Here is a 16,310-nt window from a genome sequence, read left to right as displayed (position 1 = left end):
CCAAGCGGGCACCGCACCGGGGCGCTCCTCCCCTGTTCCGCTCAAGACCAAACAGCCTGAAACGGACGATCCGTTTCAGGCTGTTTTTGTTGCATGGGTATGAAGTTATGCTTCCGTTCTGCGCCGAGGATCAAAACTTGATGCCGAGCACGTGGTCGAACGGAATGAAGCCGATATCCCGGCTGTCCCGGCTGTTATTGCGGTTGTCGCCCATCACGAACACATGGCCTACGGGCACGGTCCAGGAGCGCTCTTCGCGGATGTTCATCGTACCGTTGATATAGGGCTCTTCGAGTGCGGTTCCGTTGCGGTAGACCTTGGAATCCTTCAGCTCGATGACGTCGCCCGGTTTGCCGATGACGCGCTTGACGTACATGTTCGGGTCATCATTGCCCAGAACCAGGCGGAGCAGCGGATGCTCAAGCACATCGTCCTTCAGCGTTCTGGGCCGCTCGACCCGGGAGTCGATAATCACAATATCGCCGTAATCCGGTTCCCGGCGGAAGGTGTGCGAAAGCTTGGAGACGTAGATGCGCTGTTCGTTGTGGAGCGTAGGATCCATGGAATGCCCGAGCACCTTGGTCGGCTGGAAGACGAACATGCCGATGGCCAGGGTAAGGACGAATGCGGCGGCAAGGGAACGGAACCAGGCCCAGATTTCTTTGACGATCGGATGCAATGGGATCATACCTTCCTTCCTGAGGGGGATATTCTATAAACAGGGCTATCCTTCAAGTATACACATCCCATGTATAAACGTCGATTCCCGTGGCAAATATAGTAAAAAAGCTGCCATAGACAGAAGGGGATTGCATGATACTGCTTAACTTCTGGAACCAACTCAAGAAGCAATGGAAACGAAAGCTTCGTTCGCAGCGCAGATGGCTGGGACTGGCCCTGATCCTGCTGGCGGCGGGCGTGTTCGGAGCGGGCGCATGGGTGCTCGGGCTGCGGAATCTGCAGGGACTTGCGCCGGAGCGGCCGGCGGACCATGCGGTATTCGGCCGGGTCATCCAGCAGCCGAAACAGCAGGAGAACGAGGTGCGGGAGCTCGTGAAAGGGATCGACGGACAGAGGGAAGCGTTTGTCAAAAAGGCTTATGTCTGCGGGGAGGAGCTGCAGCGGATCGGGCTCATGTCTTCATCGGACATCCTGAGCTACTACAAGGATCATCCGGCGCTGACGGTCTCCATGAACCCGGACGGCGCGGTGCTGTTCACCGAGGAAGTGGACGACCTCTCTCCCCAGTGCAAGGATAATGCGTATTTCGGGCTCGATGCCAAGGGCAATCTGTCGCTCTTCAGCGGCGTGCCCGCCGGCGGGGGCGAAGAGAATGTAATCCGCACCTTCTTCCAGCTCAACATCCAGTACCTGGAGAGCAGCCTTCCGAGAGAGACGGTGAAGCAGCTGTACCAGGGTATCCGGGTGCGGGATCTCGACGATTATAACAGCGTGCTGTCCACCCTCAGCGATTACGCGGTGGAAGAAACCGAGAAGGTCATGCAGGTGCAGCCCGGGTCATAGCCGTCACCGGTGAAGCGCCGTATGCAGGAGCAAGCGGAGCCGTCCGTCAGGGGCGCGGTCCGCTTTTTTCTGTTGAAAACAATGGAGACGGACAACGGCGGGGGCGGGAAGCATCGAATATTGTCTTATCCTGCCAGCACCTATGGCATTGAGGTGAAGTCTGATATAATGGGGAAAAGTTGTCGTGCTGCGGGCTCTCACGGGGGATGGCAGAAGCGGCGTCCGGAAGGGTGAGAACAACCATGGATATGGGAGCGCATTGCCTGCTGCACAAAACCTGCAGCCGATGCGGCAAAACCAAATACTACCTTCAGTTTCCGACCAAGGGCCTCAAGCGCTCGAAGAACGGGGCCCGAAAGAATATATGCCGCACCTGCACCAGAAGAAAGTCCAAAGGAAAGCTGCTTCCGGCGCCTGACACCGCCGTCATGGGTGAGTTGACGGCGGTTCAGCAAGCGCTTCCCGCAGAGCCTGCGCCTGCCGTGCAGGCGGCCGAGCCGGTTCCGCTTTCGCTGCAGCCCCCTGCAGAGGAACCGGAACCGTTCAGGCTGGCACCGCCGGCGGCTGCCGCCGGGTCCCGCTCTGCGGAAGCCCGGGGAGCGGACCGGAGGCAGGCAGGGCCGCAGAGCGGCGGACCGCGCAGGACCGTACCGCCGCTCAAGGCCCCCGTCCGCAAGAAGCCGGGAGCCGGCAGGCTGCTGCGCCAGGACCGCGACGGGCTCATCCGCATGAAGGGCCGGAGCAAGAACGGCAAGCGCTGGGTGCAGGATATCGACTGGGCGCTGGCGGTGCTGCTCGTGGAGGAGCGGGCGGCGATCGTGCTGACGCCATATATGATCCGCCGGCTGTACAGCAACGACGACTTCCGGCTGATGATTCTCGAGCGGGACCGGTTCACCTGCCGGTACTGCGGCGAATACGGCGATACGATCGACCATATCGTCCCTCGGGCCAAGGGCGGGCATACGACGCCGGTCAACTGCGTCTGCTCCTGCTACGCCTGCAACCAGAGCAAGGCGGACAAGGATGCCGACGAGTTCATCCGGGGAGCGCAGGAGCGCCAGAAGGTGTAAGGAGACGGCAGCGTCATCCCGGCAGCGGGCGTACGAAGCAAGCGTACAAGCATACAGGAAGAGACAGACAGCGGGGTGCCGTTCCTTGGGACGGGCTCCGCTTTTTTTGCACTCCCGGCCTGCAGGCCGGGATCTCAGCGGCCCGGACAGCCAAACCCGTATTCATCCGCGGGAGAATCTGCTATAATGAAATGAATACATATGTTCGGGAGGGTTTCTCCCGGCATCGCAGCGGATGGGGGAATACGGCTTGCGCGTTCTGGGAATTGACCCGGGCATTGCCATTGTGGGATTCGGATTTATTGACAAACAGGGGCACAAGCTCGTGCCGGTGCAGTACGGCTGTATCCAGACGGAGGCGCATACCTCCGACAGCCTGCGGCTGCGCCAGGTGTACGAGGCGACCGTGCAGCTGATCGACAAATACAAGCCTGACGCCATCGCAATCGAGAAGCTGTTCTTCAGCCGCAACGTGACGACGGCGATGATCGTCAGCCAGGCGAGGGGCGTGCTCATGCTTGCCGCCGAGCAGAAGGGGCTGCCGATCTCGGAATATACGCCGATGCAGGTGAAGCAGGCGATCGTCGGCTACGGCAAGGCGGAGAAGAAGCAGGTGCAGGAGATGGTGAAGCTTTTCCTGCATCTGTCGGCCGTGCCGAAGCCTGACGATGTGGCGGATGCCCTTGCCGTGGCGATCTGCCACGCGCACTCTTCCGGACTACAACAACAATTGAACGGAGCATACAAACGATGATCGATTTTTTGAGGGGACCGGTGGTCTACCGCGACACGGAATATGTCGTTCTGGACGTGAACGGCGTGGGATACCGCATCTTCTGCGCCAACCCGTTCGGTGTGGCGCCGTCCAAGGACGGCAGGGACGGCGGTGAAGTGACGATGTTCATCCATTACCATGTGCGGGAAGATGCGCACCTGCTCTTCGGCTTCACGACACGTGAGGAGCAGTCGCTGTTCCGCCTGCTCCTGGACGTCTCGGGAATCGGGCCGAAGGTGGCGATCGGCGTGCTGGCCGGCGGCCGGCCGGAGACGATCGCGGGGGCGATCCGGCAGGAGAACCTCAGCTTTCTCACGAAGCTGCCGGGCATCGGCAAGAAGACGGCGCAGCGCATGGTGCTCGACCTGAAGGACAAGCTCGGGGCGATTACCGGCGGGCTCGACGAAGGGCTGTTCGCACCGAGCGAGCCGCTGTCAGCCGTGCCGGAGGGCCAGGGCGCCTGGGGCGAAGCCAAGGCGGCGCTGATGGCGCTCGGGTATACGGAGGCCGAAGCGGACCGTGCCGGCAGCGCCATCAAGGGCAAGCTCAAGGGCGGCGAGACGGCGGATGCCGTCACGAAGCTGGCGCTGCAGGCGCTGTTCCAGGAATCGATGATGAGATAAGAAGGCGGCGGAAGGTCCATGGGGCTGGCGCTGCTGGACTTTTTAAGGGAAATGGCATGTTGAAGCACGAGCTGCGGAATCCGGCGGACCGCCCGGCACTGTCACCTGCAAGAGGGACAGTCCGGGGGCTTTGCGGGAATTCTGCTTTTTATAGGGGTAACGGGAAGGAGTGGGGGTTATGGATGACCGGATTATCTCCGCACATCTGATGATGGAGGACCAGGTTGCGGAATTCAGCCTGCGTCCCCGGTACCTGGCCGAATATATCGGACAGGCGCAGGCGAAGGAGAACCTCAAAATCTATATCGAAGCGGCCAAGATGCGCCGGGAGGCGCTCGATCACGTGCTGCTGTACGGGCCGCCGGGACTCGGCAAGACGACGCTGTCCAATATTATCGCGAACGAGCTCGGGGTCAACCTGCGTACGACGAGCGGTCCGGCGATCGAACGCCCGGGAGACCTGGCGGCGATCCTGACGAATCTGCAGGAGAACGATGTGCTCTTCATCGACGAGATTCACCGTCTGCACCGGACGGTGGAGGAAGTGCTCTATCCCGCGATGGAGGATTATGCGCTCGATATCATCATCGGCAAGGGGCCGAGCGCCCGGTCGGTGCGGCTGGATCTTCCGCCGTTCACGCTGATCGGAGCAACGACACGGGTCGGCCTGCTGTCCGCTCCGCTGCGTGACCGCTTCGGCGTGGTCAGCCGGCTTGAATACTACACGGTTGACGAGCTGTCTTACATCGTCTCCCGCACGGCGGACCTGCTGCAGGTGAGCATTGTCGGGGAAGCGGCCCGGGAGATCGGCATGCGGTCCAGAGGCACGCCGCGGATCGCGAACCGGCTGCTGAAGCGGGTGCGGGACTTCGCGCAGGTGAAGGGCGACGGCATCATCACCCAGGAGATTACGCAGCAGGCCCTGATGAGCATCCAGGTCGACCCGCTCGGCCTCGACGAGATCGACCATAAGATGCTGCGGGCGATCATCCTGAGCTTCCAGGGCGGCCCGGTGGGGCTGGATACCATTGCGGCGTCGATCGGCGAAGAAAGCCAGACGATCGAGGACGTGTACGAGCCGTACCTCCTGCAGATCGGTTTCCTGCAGCGCACGCCGCGTGGACGGATGATTACGCCGAGCGCGTGCAAGCACCTCGGGCTGCCGATGCCGAGCCGTTCATAGAGTCATCACGGGGAGATCAGCCGGAGAGCGGGCAGGGGAGAAGGCCGCTCTTCCGGCGCGATGAGAGGGGAATCGGGAAGATGTCGGAAGTGGAACGCCCGGCGGGGCGCTGGCCGGACCAGCGCCAACGCCGGACAGGGCGTGAGATACATAGAGGGGCACGGGCTGCTTTGGCGGCGCTCCTGCTCGTTACGGGAAGCCTGGGGCTCGACCCCTGGGGCGATCTGACAGGAGGCACGGCAGCGGGGGGGACCGTATCGGCAGCACCGGCTGCGGCTCTGCCGCCGATGCTGGACAAGATCCGTGTCGCGCTGTTCATTGACACGGGCAAGTACGTCAGCGCCGCCTCAGCCGTTACGCTGTCGGCTGAGGCGGGAGTCGCGCTCAGCCTGCGCGGAGCGGGCGGCGAAGCGCTGCAGGCGCCGGGCACGGCGAAGGGCGCGGTGCGCGTCCAAGCCGACGGCTATTACGCGCTGCTGCCGGAGACGGGCTCCGCCGCCGATGCCGCGGCCCAGGCGGCGCGGCTGGCAGGCGGCGCCGGCTCCGGCGTCCGGCAGCGCGGGGCGGCCTACCAGGCGTACCTTGGTCCGTTCGCGACCAAGGAAGCCGCTGCGGCCGCCGCCGCGAAGCAGCCGGGCGCAGCCGTCGCCGGGCCGCACTACGCCAGCGCGGGCAGCCACGCCGGCCTGGCGGAGGCGCAGGCCGCCGCCGCGCAGATCGCCGCGGCCGGCTTCGCCGCCGACCCGCGGCGCTGCATGGGGCGGGCTACGCCGTCTTCGTCGGCGGCGCGGCCGACGCGGCTGCGCTTGAGGCGCTGAAGGCGCAGGTCGCTGCGGCGGTGCCGGGCGTCACGCTGACGCCGGTCGACGCCTCGCTGGGCTACGCCGTGCTGCGCCGGGAGCTGGCCGGCACGGCCGCCGTGGACGCGGCCGCCTTCGGCGGCGGCGCGAAGCTGTGGGCCGAGCCGGCCGGCGGGGCGGCGTCCGGGATCAAGGTCGACGAGCGCTACGATCGGGCTTACCGAGGCGGGATCGAAGTTTCGGTCTACAACGGCAAGCTCGCGGTGGTGAACGAGCTGCCGTTCCAGGAATACCTTTACTCCGTGCTCGGCTCCGAGCTGGGCGCGTCCTGGCCTGCGGAGGCCTTGAAGGCCCAGGCGGTGGCGGCCCGGACCTATGCGCTCAAGCAGGGGATGAAGTACGGGATCGCGCATATCTCCGATACGACGACCGATCAGGCTTACAAGGGAGTATCCGTGGAATTTCCCACAGCCCTGGAGGCGGTGAAGGCTACGGAGGGGGAAGTGCTGACCTACGGCGGCTCCCTGATCGATCCGCTTTACTACTCCAACGCGGGAGGCAAGACGGCCGAATCCACCGAAGTATGGGGCAACGCCGTCCCTTACCTGAAGAGCGCCTCGTCTCCTGACGAGGGAGCGCAGAACGGTAAGAAGACGTGGTACAAGATCGTCACGCCGAGCGGGCGCATGGGGTATATCCGCTCGGATTATGCCCAGGCGACGGGGGAGAAGAATCCGGCGGGTCTCCCGTATTATGAGGGCAATACGACCGGCACCAACGTGCGGGGGGCTCCGTATGTGGATGACACCGCGAATCCTTCGCTGTTCACCGTCGATATCGGCGACCGCTTCGTCGTGATCGGGGAAGCCGTGGAGTCCAATGCCTATGCCTGGATCCGCGGTCCGTTCGATTCCGCCAAGCTGAAGGAGAAGCTTGGTTCCCAGGTCTCCGGCAGCATCACCTCGCTGGAGGTCACGAGCCGGGGAGCTTCGGGCCGGGCCACGGCCGTCAGCGTCAACGGCCAGCCGGTGAAGGCCGCGTATCCCGATTCGCTGAGGGGGCTGCTGGGCGGGCTGCCGTCCACCCGGTTTGAAATCGAAGAAACGGGAAGGTATACTATACAGGGAGCAGAAGGGACGGTCCGTACACGCACGCCGGGCTCTTCTCCTGTCTATATCGCAGGAGGCACCGCAGCACCCCGGAAGTCCGATGCCGAAGCACCGCTGTTCGTCATGAATGGCGCGGGGCAGGTACGGGCAGCCACGGATGACGCCCAGTTCATCTTTAAGGGCACCGGCTTCGGCCACGGCCTCGGGATGTCCCAGTGGGGAGCCAAGGGCTATGCCGAGCAGGGGCTGGATTACCGGGCCATCCTGAGGACCTATTACACCGGCGCTGAGATTACCAGGCCGTAAGGCGAGGTAACCCGGCTTGCCATACTCCCGCGAAGGCGGAATACAACCACAGAAGGATGTTAAGAACCGATGCAGGTGGATTTATTCGACTACCATCTCCCTGAGGAGCTCATTGCCCAGACGCCGCTGGCCGACCGCACGGCTTCCCGGCTGCTGACCCTGAGCAAGACGAGCGGGGAGACGGCTCACCATACATTTGAAGATCTGGAGCAGTACCTGCAAGCCGGGGATGTCCTCGTGTTGAACAACACGAGGGTCATTCCAGCCCGGCTTTTTGGCGTGAAAGCGGACACCGGAGCCAAGGCGGAGATTCTGCTGCTGAAGCAGCTCGAAGGCGACCGCTGGGAAGCCCTGGTGAAGCCGGGCAAGCGGCTGCGCGAAGGCGCCGTGATCCACTTCGGCGTGGAGACCGGCGCAGACGGCGCAAGCCAGGGGGAACCGCTGCTGAAGGCGACCGTCGAGGAGACCGGTGCGCAGGGGGCGCGCGTGCTGCGCTTCGAGTACGAGGGCATCTTCAACGAGCTGCTCGACCGGCTCGGCCATATGCCGCTGCCTCCTTATATCAAGGAGCAGCTGCCCGAGCGGGAGAGATACCAGACGGTCTATGCGAAGCATGAGGGCTCGGCCGCGGCGCCGACGGCCGGGCTGCATTTTACCGAGGCCTTCCTGCATAGGCTGGAACAAAAAGGTATACAATTAGCCTATGTCACGCTTCATGTGGGACTCGGCACGTTCCGTCCCGTTTCCGCCGAAACGGTGGACGAGCACGACATGCACGAGGAATATTACGAAGTGCCGCAGGAGACGGCCGAGCTGGTCACCGCTGCGAAGCGGGAAGGCCGGCGCGTGGTCGCCGTGGGAACGACCTCCGCACGGACGCTGGAGACGGCCGCCGCGGAAGACGGCAGCCTGCAGGCCTGCAGCGGCTCCACCGGAATCTTCATCTATCCGGGGTACCGCTTCAAGGCGGTGGATGCGCTCCTGACGAACTTCCATCTGCCGAAGTCCACGCTGATGATGCTGATCTCCGCGCTCGCGGGGCGGGAGAATGTACTGGCCGCCTACCGGGAAGCGGTGGAGCGCAAGTACCGCTTTTTCAGCTTCGGCGACGCCATGTTTATTTACTGACCGGCCCGCAGCGGCCGGTTCTTATACGGAACGGAAAGAAGTGAGAACCTCATGCCAGCAGTTACTTACGAACATATCAAAACCTGCAAGCAGTCCGGCGCCCGTCTTGGGCGCGTTCACACGCCGCACGGCGTGATCGAGACGCCGGCTTTCATGCCCGTCGGCACCCAGGCGACCGTGAAGACGATGGCTCCGGAGGAGCTGAAGGCCATGGATGCGCATATCATCCTCAGCAATACGTACCATCTCTTCCTGCGGCCGGGCCACGAGACGGTCAAGGCGGCCGGCGGCCTGCACAAATTCATGAATTGGGACCGTCCGATCCTGACGGACAGCGGCGGATTCCAGGTCTTCTCCCTGAGCGACATGCGCAAGATCAGCGAAGAGGGCGTGGAGTTCCGCTCCCACTTGAACGGGGACAAGCTCTTCCTCTCCCCGGAGAAGGCGATGGAGATCCAGAACGCGCTCGGATCCGATATCATGATGGCGTTCGACGAATGCCCGCCGTATCCGGCCGAGCACAGCTATGCGAAGCAGTCGCTTGAGCGCACGACCCGCTGGGCCGAGCGCTGTCTCAAGGCGCACAGCCGGCCGGAAGACCAGGCGCTGTTCGCGATCGTGCAGGGGGGCATGTACGAGGATCTGCGCAAGCAGAGCGCGGCCGAGTTGACTTCCCTGGATTTTCCGGGGTATGCTATTGGGGGACTCAGCGTAGGGGAGCCGAAGCACCTGATGTACGAGGTGCTCGATTACACCGTTCCGCTGCTTCCCGAGCAGAAGCCGCGCTACCTGATGGGCGTGGGATCGCCGGATGCCCTTGTCGAAGGGTCCATCCGCGGCATCGACATGTTCGACTGCGTGCTGCCGACCCGGATTGCCCGCAACGGGACCATCATGACCAGTGCAGGACGTCTGGTGATCCGCAACGCGAAGTTCGCGAACGACTTCGGACCGCTGGATCCGGCCTGCTCGTGCTATACCTGCAAGAATTATTCGAGAGCATATATCCGCCATCTGATCAAAGCGGACGAGACCTTCGGCATCCGTCTGACGACATACCACAACCTGCATTTCCTTCTCGAGCTGATGCGGGGCGTGCGCCAGGCGATCCGGGAAGACCGGCTGCTTGATTTCCGCGACGAATTCTTTGCCGCCTACGGTATCGACGAGAACAGCAAAGGGTTTTAGAACCAATTTTTCATAGACACCGAAAGACAGAAAGGGGAATTCTTGTATGTGGGAATTGGCAGCGGCCAACGCACCGGCGGAAGCCACCGGGCCTATGGCGTACCTCGTAACTTACGGACCGCTCGTTCTTATGTTCGTCGTTCTTTACTTCCTTCTGATCCGTCCGCAGCAGAAGCGCCAGAAGGCGCGCAACATGCTGCTCGGGAACCTCAAGAAGGGAGATAAGGTCGTCACGATCGGAGGACTGCACGGTACGATCCTGGAGCTCACGGACGATACGGTCATTCTTCGTGTGAACGATGTGACGAAGCTGACGTTTGAGCGTTCTGCGATCAACACGGTGACGGCGAGCCCATCCGGGGACGAGAAGAAGTAAGAGAGCACTGGAATCTGTGCAGCATCAAAAAGGCCTTCCTGCCGCAGCGGGAAGGCCTTTTTTTACAGCAGCATTTTTGAATAATAGCGGAATCTTTCATGCGTCGGCCAGGGTGCATGCGGCCTGTTGGTCCGACGCTCTTTAACAGGCAGTGAAGCCATGGATGCTGATGTTTGAATGGACGGAGGTTCTCCTTGGATACCGCGCCTCATCTCTTGAGATTCACGCCGATCATCCCGCCCAGGGCGCCGGCCACCGGGGCGACGCCGCCAAGAACGAGCATCTCCTGCGTGAAGCCCGCATCGTAAGCGAGGAAGCCGATCATCCAGATGACCGCCGTATACAGAAGGCCGAGCAGGCCGCCCTGATACCAGCCTCTGGAGCCGCTTCGTCGGCCTGACACGATTCCCCCAATGAATAACGACAGCGCATGGATCGTTAAGGTCGCACTCAGCCACGAGCCTTCCGCCACCTCGGTGCCGAGCAGCACCAGCGAGGCGGCCAGCGTGCCGGCCAGCATGAACAGCACGGCGTACATTAATCCGGAGAGCAGCGGCGATCCCTTCATGGTTCCTCATCCTCCCGTAACTTGATCTTGTCTCATTCTATGGGCCTGTACGGCAAAATAGTACAGGTCGGAGAGCCCTTCGTTACCAGCATTTCTCCCGCATGACAACCCATGGCCAAGGTCACAATAGGCTTGGAACCGTTGCCGGGAGGTTGAGCTATGGAGATGTTGTTGGTCCTCTTTTTCCGTACCCTGCTGGTCTATGTGGTCGTCTTCCTGACGATGCGTCTCATGGGGAAGCGGGAGATTGGCAAGCTGTCGCTGTTTGATCTCGTGATCTCGATCATGATTGCCGAAATCGCCGTATTCGTACTGGAGGATCTGGACAAGCCGCTGATCCAAGGCATCCTTCCGATGCTGACCCTGGTGCTCGTGCAGGTGTTCATCGCGCTGGTCTCGCTCAAGAGCCAGAAGCTGCGCCGTCTGTTCGAAGGGCAGCCTTCTCCTCTGATCGAGCATGGACACCTGAACCGGGAGGAGATGCGCAAGCAGCGCTATAACCTGGACGATCTGCTCCTGCAGCTGCGGGAGAACAAGGTGCTGAATGTGGCGGATGTGGAGTTCGCGGTGCTGGAGCCTTCGGGTAAGCTGACGGTGCAGCAGAAGACGGACAAGGAGGAAGAACCGCCGTGTCCGCCGCCGTCGTTCCGTTATGAGGGACTGCCGCTGCCCTTGATTATGGACGGCAAAGTCCAGGACGACAGTTTGAAGAAGCTCGACCAAACGCGGTTTTGGCTCAAGCGGGAGCTGCAAAGCCGGGGCATCAAGGACTTCAAGGAAGTGTTCTTCTGCTCCCTGGACCACCGGGGGCGCTGGTTTATCGATAAGAAGAGGTAGGGCGCGGCCGAATCATGATCGAACGAAGGCTGCACGGATGATTTTTCTATTTGACGAACCTTTATTTAACGAACTTTTTCCCGAGCCAGAAGATCCGGAAGAGATCGTCCCGGTCGATGAGCCGGAGCAGGGTGGCGGCCAGGAGGTAGATGACGAATCCCGTAAAACAGGCGGAGGCGAATTTGCCGAAGCCGTCCGGCAGCCATCCGGAATACATGACGGAGTAGCTGGACACCCCTGCCGCCGCCATGCTGAAGCCCACCTTGACGAAGTCGGAGACCTCCATCCGGAACTGCAGCAGGCGGACCATGCTGTTCCAGTGCAGGACGGTGACCAGCATGATGTTCACCGTAATGGCCACCACCGCTCCCAGGATGCCGAATTCAGGCCGGGAGGCGAGCATGACAATCAGCGCAAGCTTGACCACCGACCCGACGAGTGTATTGACCAGTGCGCTACCGGGTCTTTCGAGCGCCTGCAGAGCGGACTGGAGCGGAGCCTGCAAGTAAATGAACAAAGCCGCCGGAGCCATCATGCGCAGCATGGCGCCCACACCCGGCTGGTTGTACATATAGAGGCAGATCGGCTCGGCCAGCACATACATCAAGACGGCGAACGGCGCACCGGTGACCAGCGCGAGTTTCAGGGACTGGTGCAGCCGCATATGGATCGTTTTCATGTCACCGCGCGCCGCCGCTTCAGATAAGGACGGAACCAGGGAGACGGCGAGGGAGAAGGTCAGCGCGCTCGGCAGGAGCAGCACGGGGATGATCATCCCCTGCAGGGCACCGTACTGGGCGGTGGCCACACCGGTGGCAAGGCCTGCCGCCGCAAGGGCATGCACGGTCAGGATCGACTCAAGCAGATACGAGCCTGAGCCTACGAGCTTGCTGCCTGTAATCGGAACGGCGAGGGACAGCAGGTTCTTCAGGTTGGCCAGCCGGTTCAGCGGCTTCCGGCTGCCGATCTCGGCGCGGGGCTTCTCCGGCCGGCTCTGCCGGCCGCGGAGGTAGATGATGGCCAGCACGAGCATGGCGCCGATCTCTCCGATGGTTACCCCGACCATCGCCCCGGCTGCGGCATATTCAATGCCGTAGGGAATCATCCAATACGCGAAGAGCAGCACGGTGACTATGCGGATCAGGGTCTCGATGACCTGGGAGAGGGCGGTCGGAATCATATTGTGCCGTCCCTGGAAATAGCCGCGGAAGACCGAGGAGACGGCGACGATCGGAACGATCGGCGTCATGCACAGGAACGTATAGTACACCCGGGAATCCGTGAAGACGTGGCTTGTGATCCAGGGTGCAAAATAAAAAATCGCTGCGCCGAAAAAGAGGCCGAGCACGGTGGAGAGGGCCAGAGAGACGCGGAAGATGCTCCGGATGCGCGCTTCGCTGCCCTCCGCTTCGGCCGCCGCGATCAGCTTGGCCACCGCCACGGGAATGCCGCCGGTGACGAGCGTCAAGATCACCACCAGGAACGGCCAGCCCATCTGGTACAGTCCGATCCCCTCCGAGCCGATGACCCGGGGCAGGGTCATGCGCGGGATGAAGCCGAGGATGCGGTTGATGATGCCCGCGGCCAGCAGGATGAGCGTTCCTTTGATGAACGATTGTTTGGTCAAGGGAATAACCTCTTTTCTCCCTCCAAGGGCATAGGGTGCCGGGTAGATGTCTGGGGCCGGTCCCGGAAGACGGCCAAGCCGTTGATCCTGTATAATGAATATGCGGAACCTGTCCGGCCGCATGCTAGAATTTTGCCGGAGGCGGCCGGGCCCGTGCAGGAAATTCGGCCGGGGGCAGCGAATAGGATAATCAACGAGCTGCGTACGGGGAGGGGATACCTGGTGGATAAAGACATATGGAAGCAGGACCGCAGCAGCGAAGCGGAGCCCGGCGGAAGCAGTCAGGATGGGGCGGAGCCGCGGGACCATCAGGCCGATGAAGCCGATGAAGCCGCCTCGGAGGAGCAGGAGGAAGCGGGCCCCCGGCAGGATGCGGGGGGCGGAAGTGCCGATCCGGTCCCTTATATGGAGATGTATTATGCATCCGCCGAGCCGGCCGCGTCAATGATTCGCGACGAAGCGGAACATACGGAAGCAGCGGAGGCGGAACTCACGCAGCCTGTTCAGGGGCCGGACGCAGAGGCGGTGACGGAAGGCTTCGGTATGGCGGATGAGACCGCAGATGAGCCGGACGAGCCCCTCTATGAGGAGGATCCGTCGATTCCTCTCATCGAGCGTGCCGAAGCGTATGCGGGGGAAGCGGAGCCGGAAACGCTGGACGATGCCGAGCTCAGCCTGGTGATCGAGGAAATGTGCCGCAGCAAAGCCGAGGAGTTTCATATGATCGGCTATGAGCATGTGACGCCGGAGGACATCTGGGACTGCATCAGCGACAAGTACCGGAAGAGCGGCGTGCCGCCTTTGCACCGGATCGTGAACGACATCTTGTCGCTGCGGGTGACGAATTTTATGAACTGGCTGACGATGAGCGCATTCAAGGGTGCCCATTTCCGTTGAATGGGCTTCTTTTTTTGCGGTTAAGCTAGACTATTCGCACCTGATCTGCCTAGCGGATTCCAAATTGACTCGATTTTGGCAGGTGAGTATAATGGGAATATTGAGTGTGGAAGGAGATTTTTCATGGACATCAAAAGATTCGCCGCCTTTCTCGGCATCGTGGCGATCGTATTCGTATCGATCGGTCTCACAAGTCCCAGTATTGTCCGGGATGTAAGGCTCGGTCTGGATTTGAAAGGCGGATTCGAGATCTTGTATGTGGCAGAACCGATTGAGGCAGGCAAACCGGTCACAGCCGAATCGCTCAAGCAGACCGCGCATAGTCTGGAGAAGCGTGCGGACAGTCTGGGCGTTGCCGAACCGGAGGTAACTACCGAAGGTACGGACCGGATTCGGGTGAAGCTTGCCGGGGTCGAGAATGAAGAGCAGGTCCGAAAGTTGATGAAGGAACCGGCCGAACTTACGTTTCGCGGGCCGGATGGGACTAAGGAGATGTTGGGAAGCGATTTCGTAGAAGGCGCAGCCCAAATCGGATATGACGAACAGAACCGCCCGCTTATCCAGATCGAGGTTAAGGATAAAGAAAAGTTTCGTAAGGTAACGGAAAAGCTTCTTCACCAGCCGCTGGCCATTTATCTAGATGAGAAAGAACTGTCGGCTCCGATTGTCCAGCAGGTTCTGACCGACGGCAAAGCTACCATTTCCGGAAATTACACCTTCGAAGAAGCCAAGACACTTGCCGATACGATTAATCTGGGAGCCCTTCCTCTGAAACTGACGGAGAAGTATACGCAGAGTGTAGGCGCGACGCTCGGGCAGCTGTCGCTTCAGGAGACCGTTCGGGCGGGACTCATCGGTTCCGTGCTGATTTTGCTGTTCATGGTGATCTTCTACCGGATTCCGGGTGTGGTGGCCGCCATTACGATTATCACGTACGCCTGGCTTCTTCTGGTGGTATTTAACTGGATGAACGCCACGCTTACCCTGCCGGGTATTGCCGCCTTCATTCTCGGGATCGGGATGGCAGTGGATGCGAATATCATTACATACGAGCGGATCAAGGAAGAAATCCGCAGCGGCAAAAGCATTCTCTCGTCACTCAAGGCCGGTTCCAAGCATTCTTTCCGCACGATTATGGACGCGAATATCACGAATATCATTGCCAGTGCCGTACTGTTCTATATCGGCAACGGAGCCATTCGCGGATTTGCGCTGACGACGATGCTCAGTATCGTTATCAGTATCTTGACGAACGCTTTTTTGCTCGGTTTTTGATTGTGCTGCTCGTTCGTGCGAATCTCTTCAAGAAACCGGCATACTTTGGCGTAAAGGAGTCGGAAATCCGTGGATTATAAAGTGTACTTCAGCTTTGTCAAGCAGCGTAAGTATTTCTACATGGCTTCACTCTTTATTACCCTGCTCGGGGCCGTGATGCTCATGGTAAGCGGGCTTAACTATGGCGTGGATTTCCGGGCGGGAACGTCGATGGACATCTCGGCGGACAAGCCTATGGATAAGGCGCAGGCAGAGGAGCTGATCCGCTCTGCGGGTGCGGAACCCAGCACGGTCACGCTGGGCGGCGAAAATAACAACAGGCTGTCCGTACGGTTCAGTGATATTGTTCCCGATGACACGATCAAAAAGGTCAAAGACAGCTTTGCGGCCGCATATGGGACGGCGGTTTCGCAGGAGGTAAATACCGTCACGCCGGATATGGCCCTGGAGCTCCGGAACAAAGCGTTGATTGCCATCGGCGTAGCTTCGCTGGCAATATGTTTGTACGTAACCATCCGTTTTGAATGGCGGTTCGCCATTGCATCCATCATTGCCATTCTTCATGATGCTTTTCTGGTTGTGAGCGTGTTCGCGATCTTCCAGCTCGAAGTTAACTTGCCGTTCATGGCTGCGGTGCTTACCACCATCGGTTATTCCATTAACGATAAGATTGTCATTTTCGACCGTGTCCGTGAAAATCTGCGTTTTGCGAAGCTGAAGACTTCGGAAGATGTAAGCAAGCTTCTGGACGACAGTATCTGGCAGACCATGAAAAGAAACATCAACACCGTACTTACCGTGCTGATTGCCGCCGTTTGTCTGCTCGTGTTGGGCAGCCCGGCCATTAAGCTCTTTGCTCTCGCAAAGATCATTGGTCTGACTAGCGGGGCATACTCTTCTGTGTGCATCGCCGGACCGCTTTGGTATGATATGAGAAATAAGGCTCTGGGAGCCAAGAAGAAGGCCGCAGTGCAGAACGACTGATCCGGGAGATCGGTCCGGGCCTCGGCCGCCGTAAGGT

16 protein-coding genes and 1 pseudogene are annotated in these 16,310 nt (G+C 60.7%); 14 read left to right on the top strand and 3 right to left on the bottom strand.

Annotation, left to right across the window (positions count from 1 at the left end):
* Positions 1-130: 130 nt before the first annotated feature.
* Positions 131-688: a signal peptidase I gene (lepB, locus tag PM3016_RS29405; RefSeq protein WP_014371941.1), complete on the bottom strand. Its 558-nt coding sequence runs from the start codon at positions 686-688 to the stop codon at positions 131-133.
* Positions 689-813: 125 nt separating this feature from the next.
* Here lepB and PM3016_RS29400 point away from each other — a divergent pair, with 125 nt between their 5' ends.
* The 10 genes from PM3016_RS29400 to yajC all read left to right on the top strand — a co-directional run bounded on the left by PM3016_RS29400 (position 814) and on the right by yajC (position 10,085).
* Entirely contained in the window at positions 814-1,524 is a 711-nt protein-coding gene (locus PM3016_RS29400; protein WP_013920086.1) for a BofC C-terminal domain-containing protein, read from the top strand.
* A gap of 242 nt (positions 1,525-1,766) precedes the next feature.
* On the top strand, positions 1,767-2,597 hold the full coding sequence (locus tag PM3016_RS29390; protein ID WP_013920084.1) for an HNH endonuclease: 831 nt from the start codon (positions 1,767-1,769) through the stop codon (positions 2,595-2,597).
* A gap of 250 nt (positions 2,598-2,847) precedes the next feature.
* On the top strand, positions 2,848-3,351 hold the full coding sequence (ruvC, locus tag PM3016_RS29385; protein ID WP_014371940.1) for a crossover junction endodeoxyribonuclease RuvC: 504 nt from the start codon (positions 2,848-2,850) through the stop codon (positions 3,349-3,351).
* Entirely contained in the window at positions 3,348-3,995 is a 648-nt protein-coding gene (gene ruvA / locus PM3016_RS29380; protein ID WP_013920082.1) for a Holliday junction branch migration protein RuvA, read from the top strand. The genes ruvC and ruvA overlap by 4 nt, the downstream gene beginning before the upstream one ends.
* Before the next feature lie 178 nt (positions 3,996-4,173).
* Positions 4,174-5,178 (top strand): Holliday junction branch migration DNA helicase RuvB, encoded by a 1,005-nt coding sequence (gene ruvB / locus PM3016_RS29375; protein ID WP_013920081.1) that lies wholly within the window; start codon positions 4,174-4,176, stop codon positions 5,176-5,178.
* A complete protein-coding gene (locus PM3016_RS40415; protein WP_238540354.1) occupies positions 5,139-5,996 on the top strand; it encodes a hypothetical protein in 858 nt (285 codons plus the stop codon). Before ruvB ends, PM3016_RS40415 begins: the two co-directional genes overlap by 40 nt.
* Positions 5,997-6,016: 20 nt before the next feature.
* Complete coding sequence (locus tag PM3016_RS29370; protein WP_238540353.1) at positions 6,017-7,393, top strand: SpoIID/LytB domain-containing protein; 1,377 nt, start codon at positions 6,017-6,019, stop codon at positions 7,391-7,393.
* Positions 7,394-7,462: 69 nt separating this feature from the next.
* Positions 7,463-8,521 carry a tRNA preQ1(34) S-adenosylmethionine ribosyltransferase-isomerase QueA gene (gene queA, locus PM3016_RS29365; RefSeq protein WP_013920079.1) on the top strand — a complete coding sequence of 353 codons (1,059 nt, stop codon included), beginning with the start codon at positions 7,463-7,465 and terminating at the stop codon, positions 8,519-8,521.
* Positions 8,522-8,572: 51 nt separating this feature from the next.
* Positions 8,573-9,709, top strand: coding sequence for a tRNA guanosine(34) transglycosylase Tgt (gene tgt / locus PM3016_RS29360; protein ID WP_013920078.1), 1,137 nt, complete (start codon positions 8,573-8,575; stop codon positions 9,707-9,709).
* A 46-nt stretch (positions 9,710-9,755) separates the two neighbouring features.
* On the top strand, positions 9,756-10,085 hold the full coding sequence (yajC, locus tag PM3016_RS29355; RefSeq protein WP_013920077.1) for a preprotein translocase subunit YajC: 330 nt from the start codon (positions 9,756-9,758) through the stop codon (positions 10,083-10,085).
* A 208-nt stretch (positions 10,086-10,293) separates the two neighbouring features.
* Here yajC and PM3016_RS29350 read toward each other — a convergent pair whose 3' ends face one another.
* Positions 10,294-10,653, bottom strand: a complete 360-nt coding sequence (locus PM3016_RS29350; RefSeq protein ID WP_013920076.1) for a TIGR04086 family membrane protein — start codon at positions 10,651-10,653, stop codon at positions 10,294-10,296.
* Between the two features lie 159 nt (positions 10,654-10,812).
* Between PM3016_RS29350 and PM3016_RS29345 the strand changes: the two genes are divergently transcribed.
* Entirely contained in the window at positions 10,813-11,490 is a 678-nt protein-coding gene (locus tag PM3016_RS29345; protein WP_013920075.1) for a DUF421 domain-containing protein, read from the top strand.
* A 61-nt stretch (positions 11,491-11,551) separates the two neighbouring features.
* Here PM3016_RS29345 and spoVB read toward each other — a convergent pair whose 3' ends face one another.
* Positions 11,552-13,117, bottom strand: a complete 1,566-nt coding sequence (gene spoVB, locus PM3016_RS29340) for a stage V sporulation protein B (RefSeq protein ID WP_013920074.1) — start codon at positions 13,115-13,117, stop codon at positions 11,552-11,554.
* A 222-nt stretch (positions 13,118-13,339) separates the two neighbouring features.
* Between spoVB and PM3016_RS41500 the strand changes: the two genes are divergently transcribed.
* The 3 genes and pseudogenes from PM3016_RS41500 (at position 13,340) to secF (ending at position 16,273) form a co-directional block, all read left to right on the top strand.
* A complete protein-coding gene (locus tag PM3016_RS41500) occupies positions 13,340-14,014 on the top strand; it encodes a post-transcriptional regulator (RefSeq protein WP_016362941.1) in 675 nt (224 codons plus the stop codon).
* Between the two features lie 123 nt (positions 14,015-14,137).
* Positions 14,138-15,369: pseudogene (secD, locus tag PM3016_RS37660) on the top strand (protein translocase subunit SecD).
* Entirely contained in the window at positions 15,359-16,273 is a 915-nt protein-coding gene (gene secF / locus PM3016_RS37655) for a protein translocase subunit SecF (RefSeq protein WP_013920071.1), read from the top strand. Before secD ends, secF begins: the two are co-directional and overlap by 11 nt.
* Positions 16,274-16,310 lie beyond the last annotated feature (37 nt).

This window comes from Paenibacillus mucilaginosus 3016 (assembly GCF_000250655.1).
In the GTDB taxonomy this organism is placed as follows: Bacteria; Bacillota; Bacilli; order Paenibacillales; family NBRC-103111; genus Paenibacillus_G; species Paenibacillus_G mucilaginosus.
The sequence above is the reverse complement of the archived record's forward strand: the minus strand, read 5'-3'. Positions and strand labels throughout refer to the sequence as shown.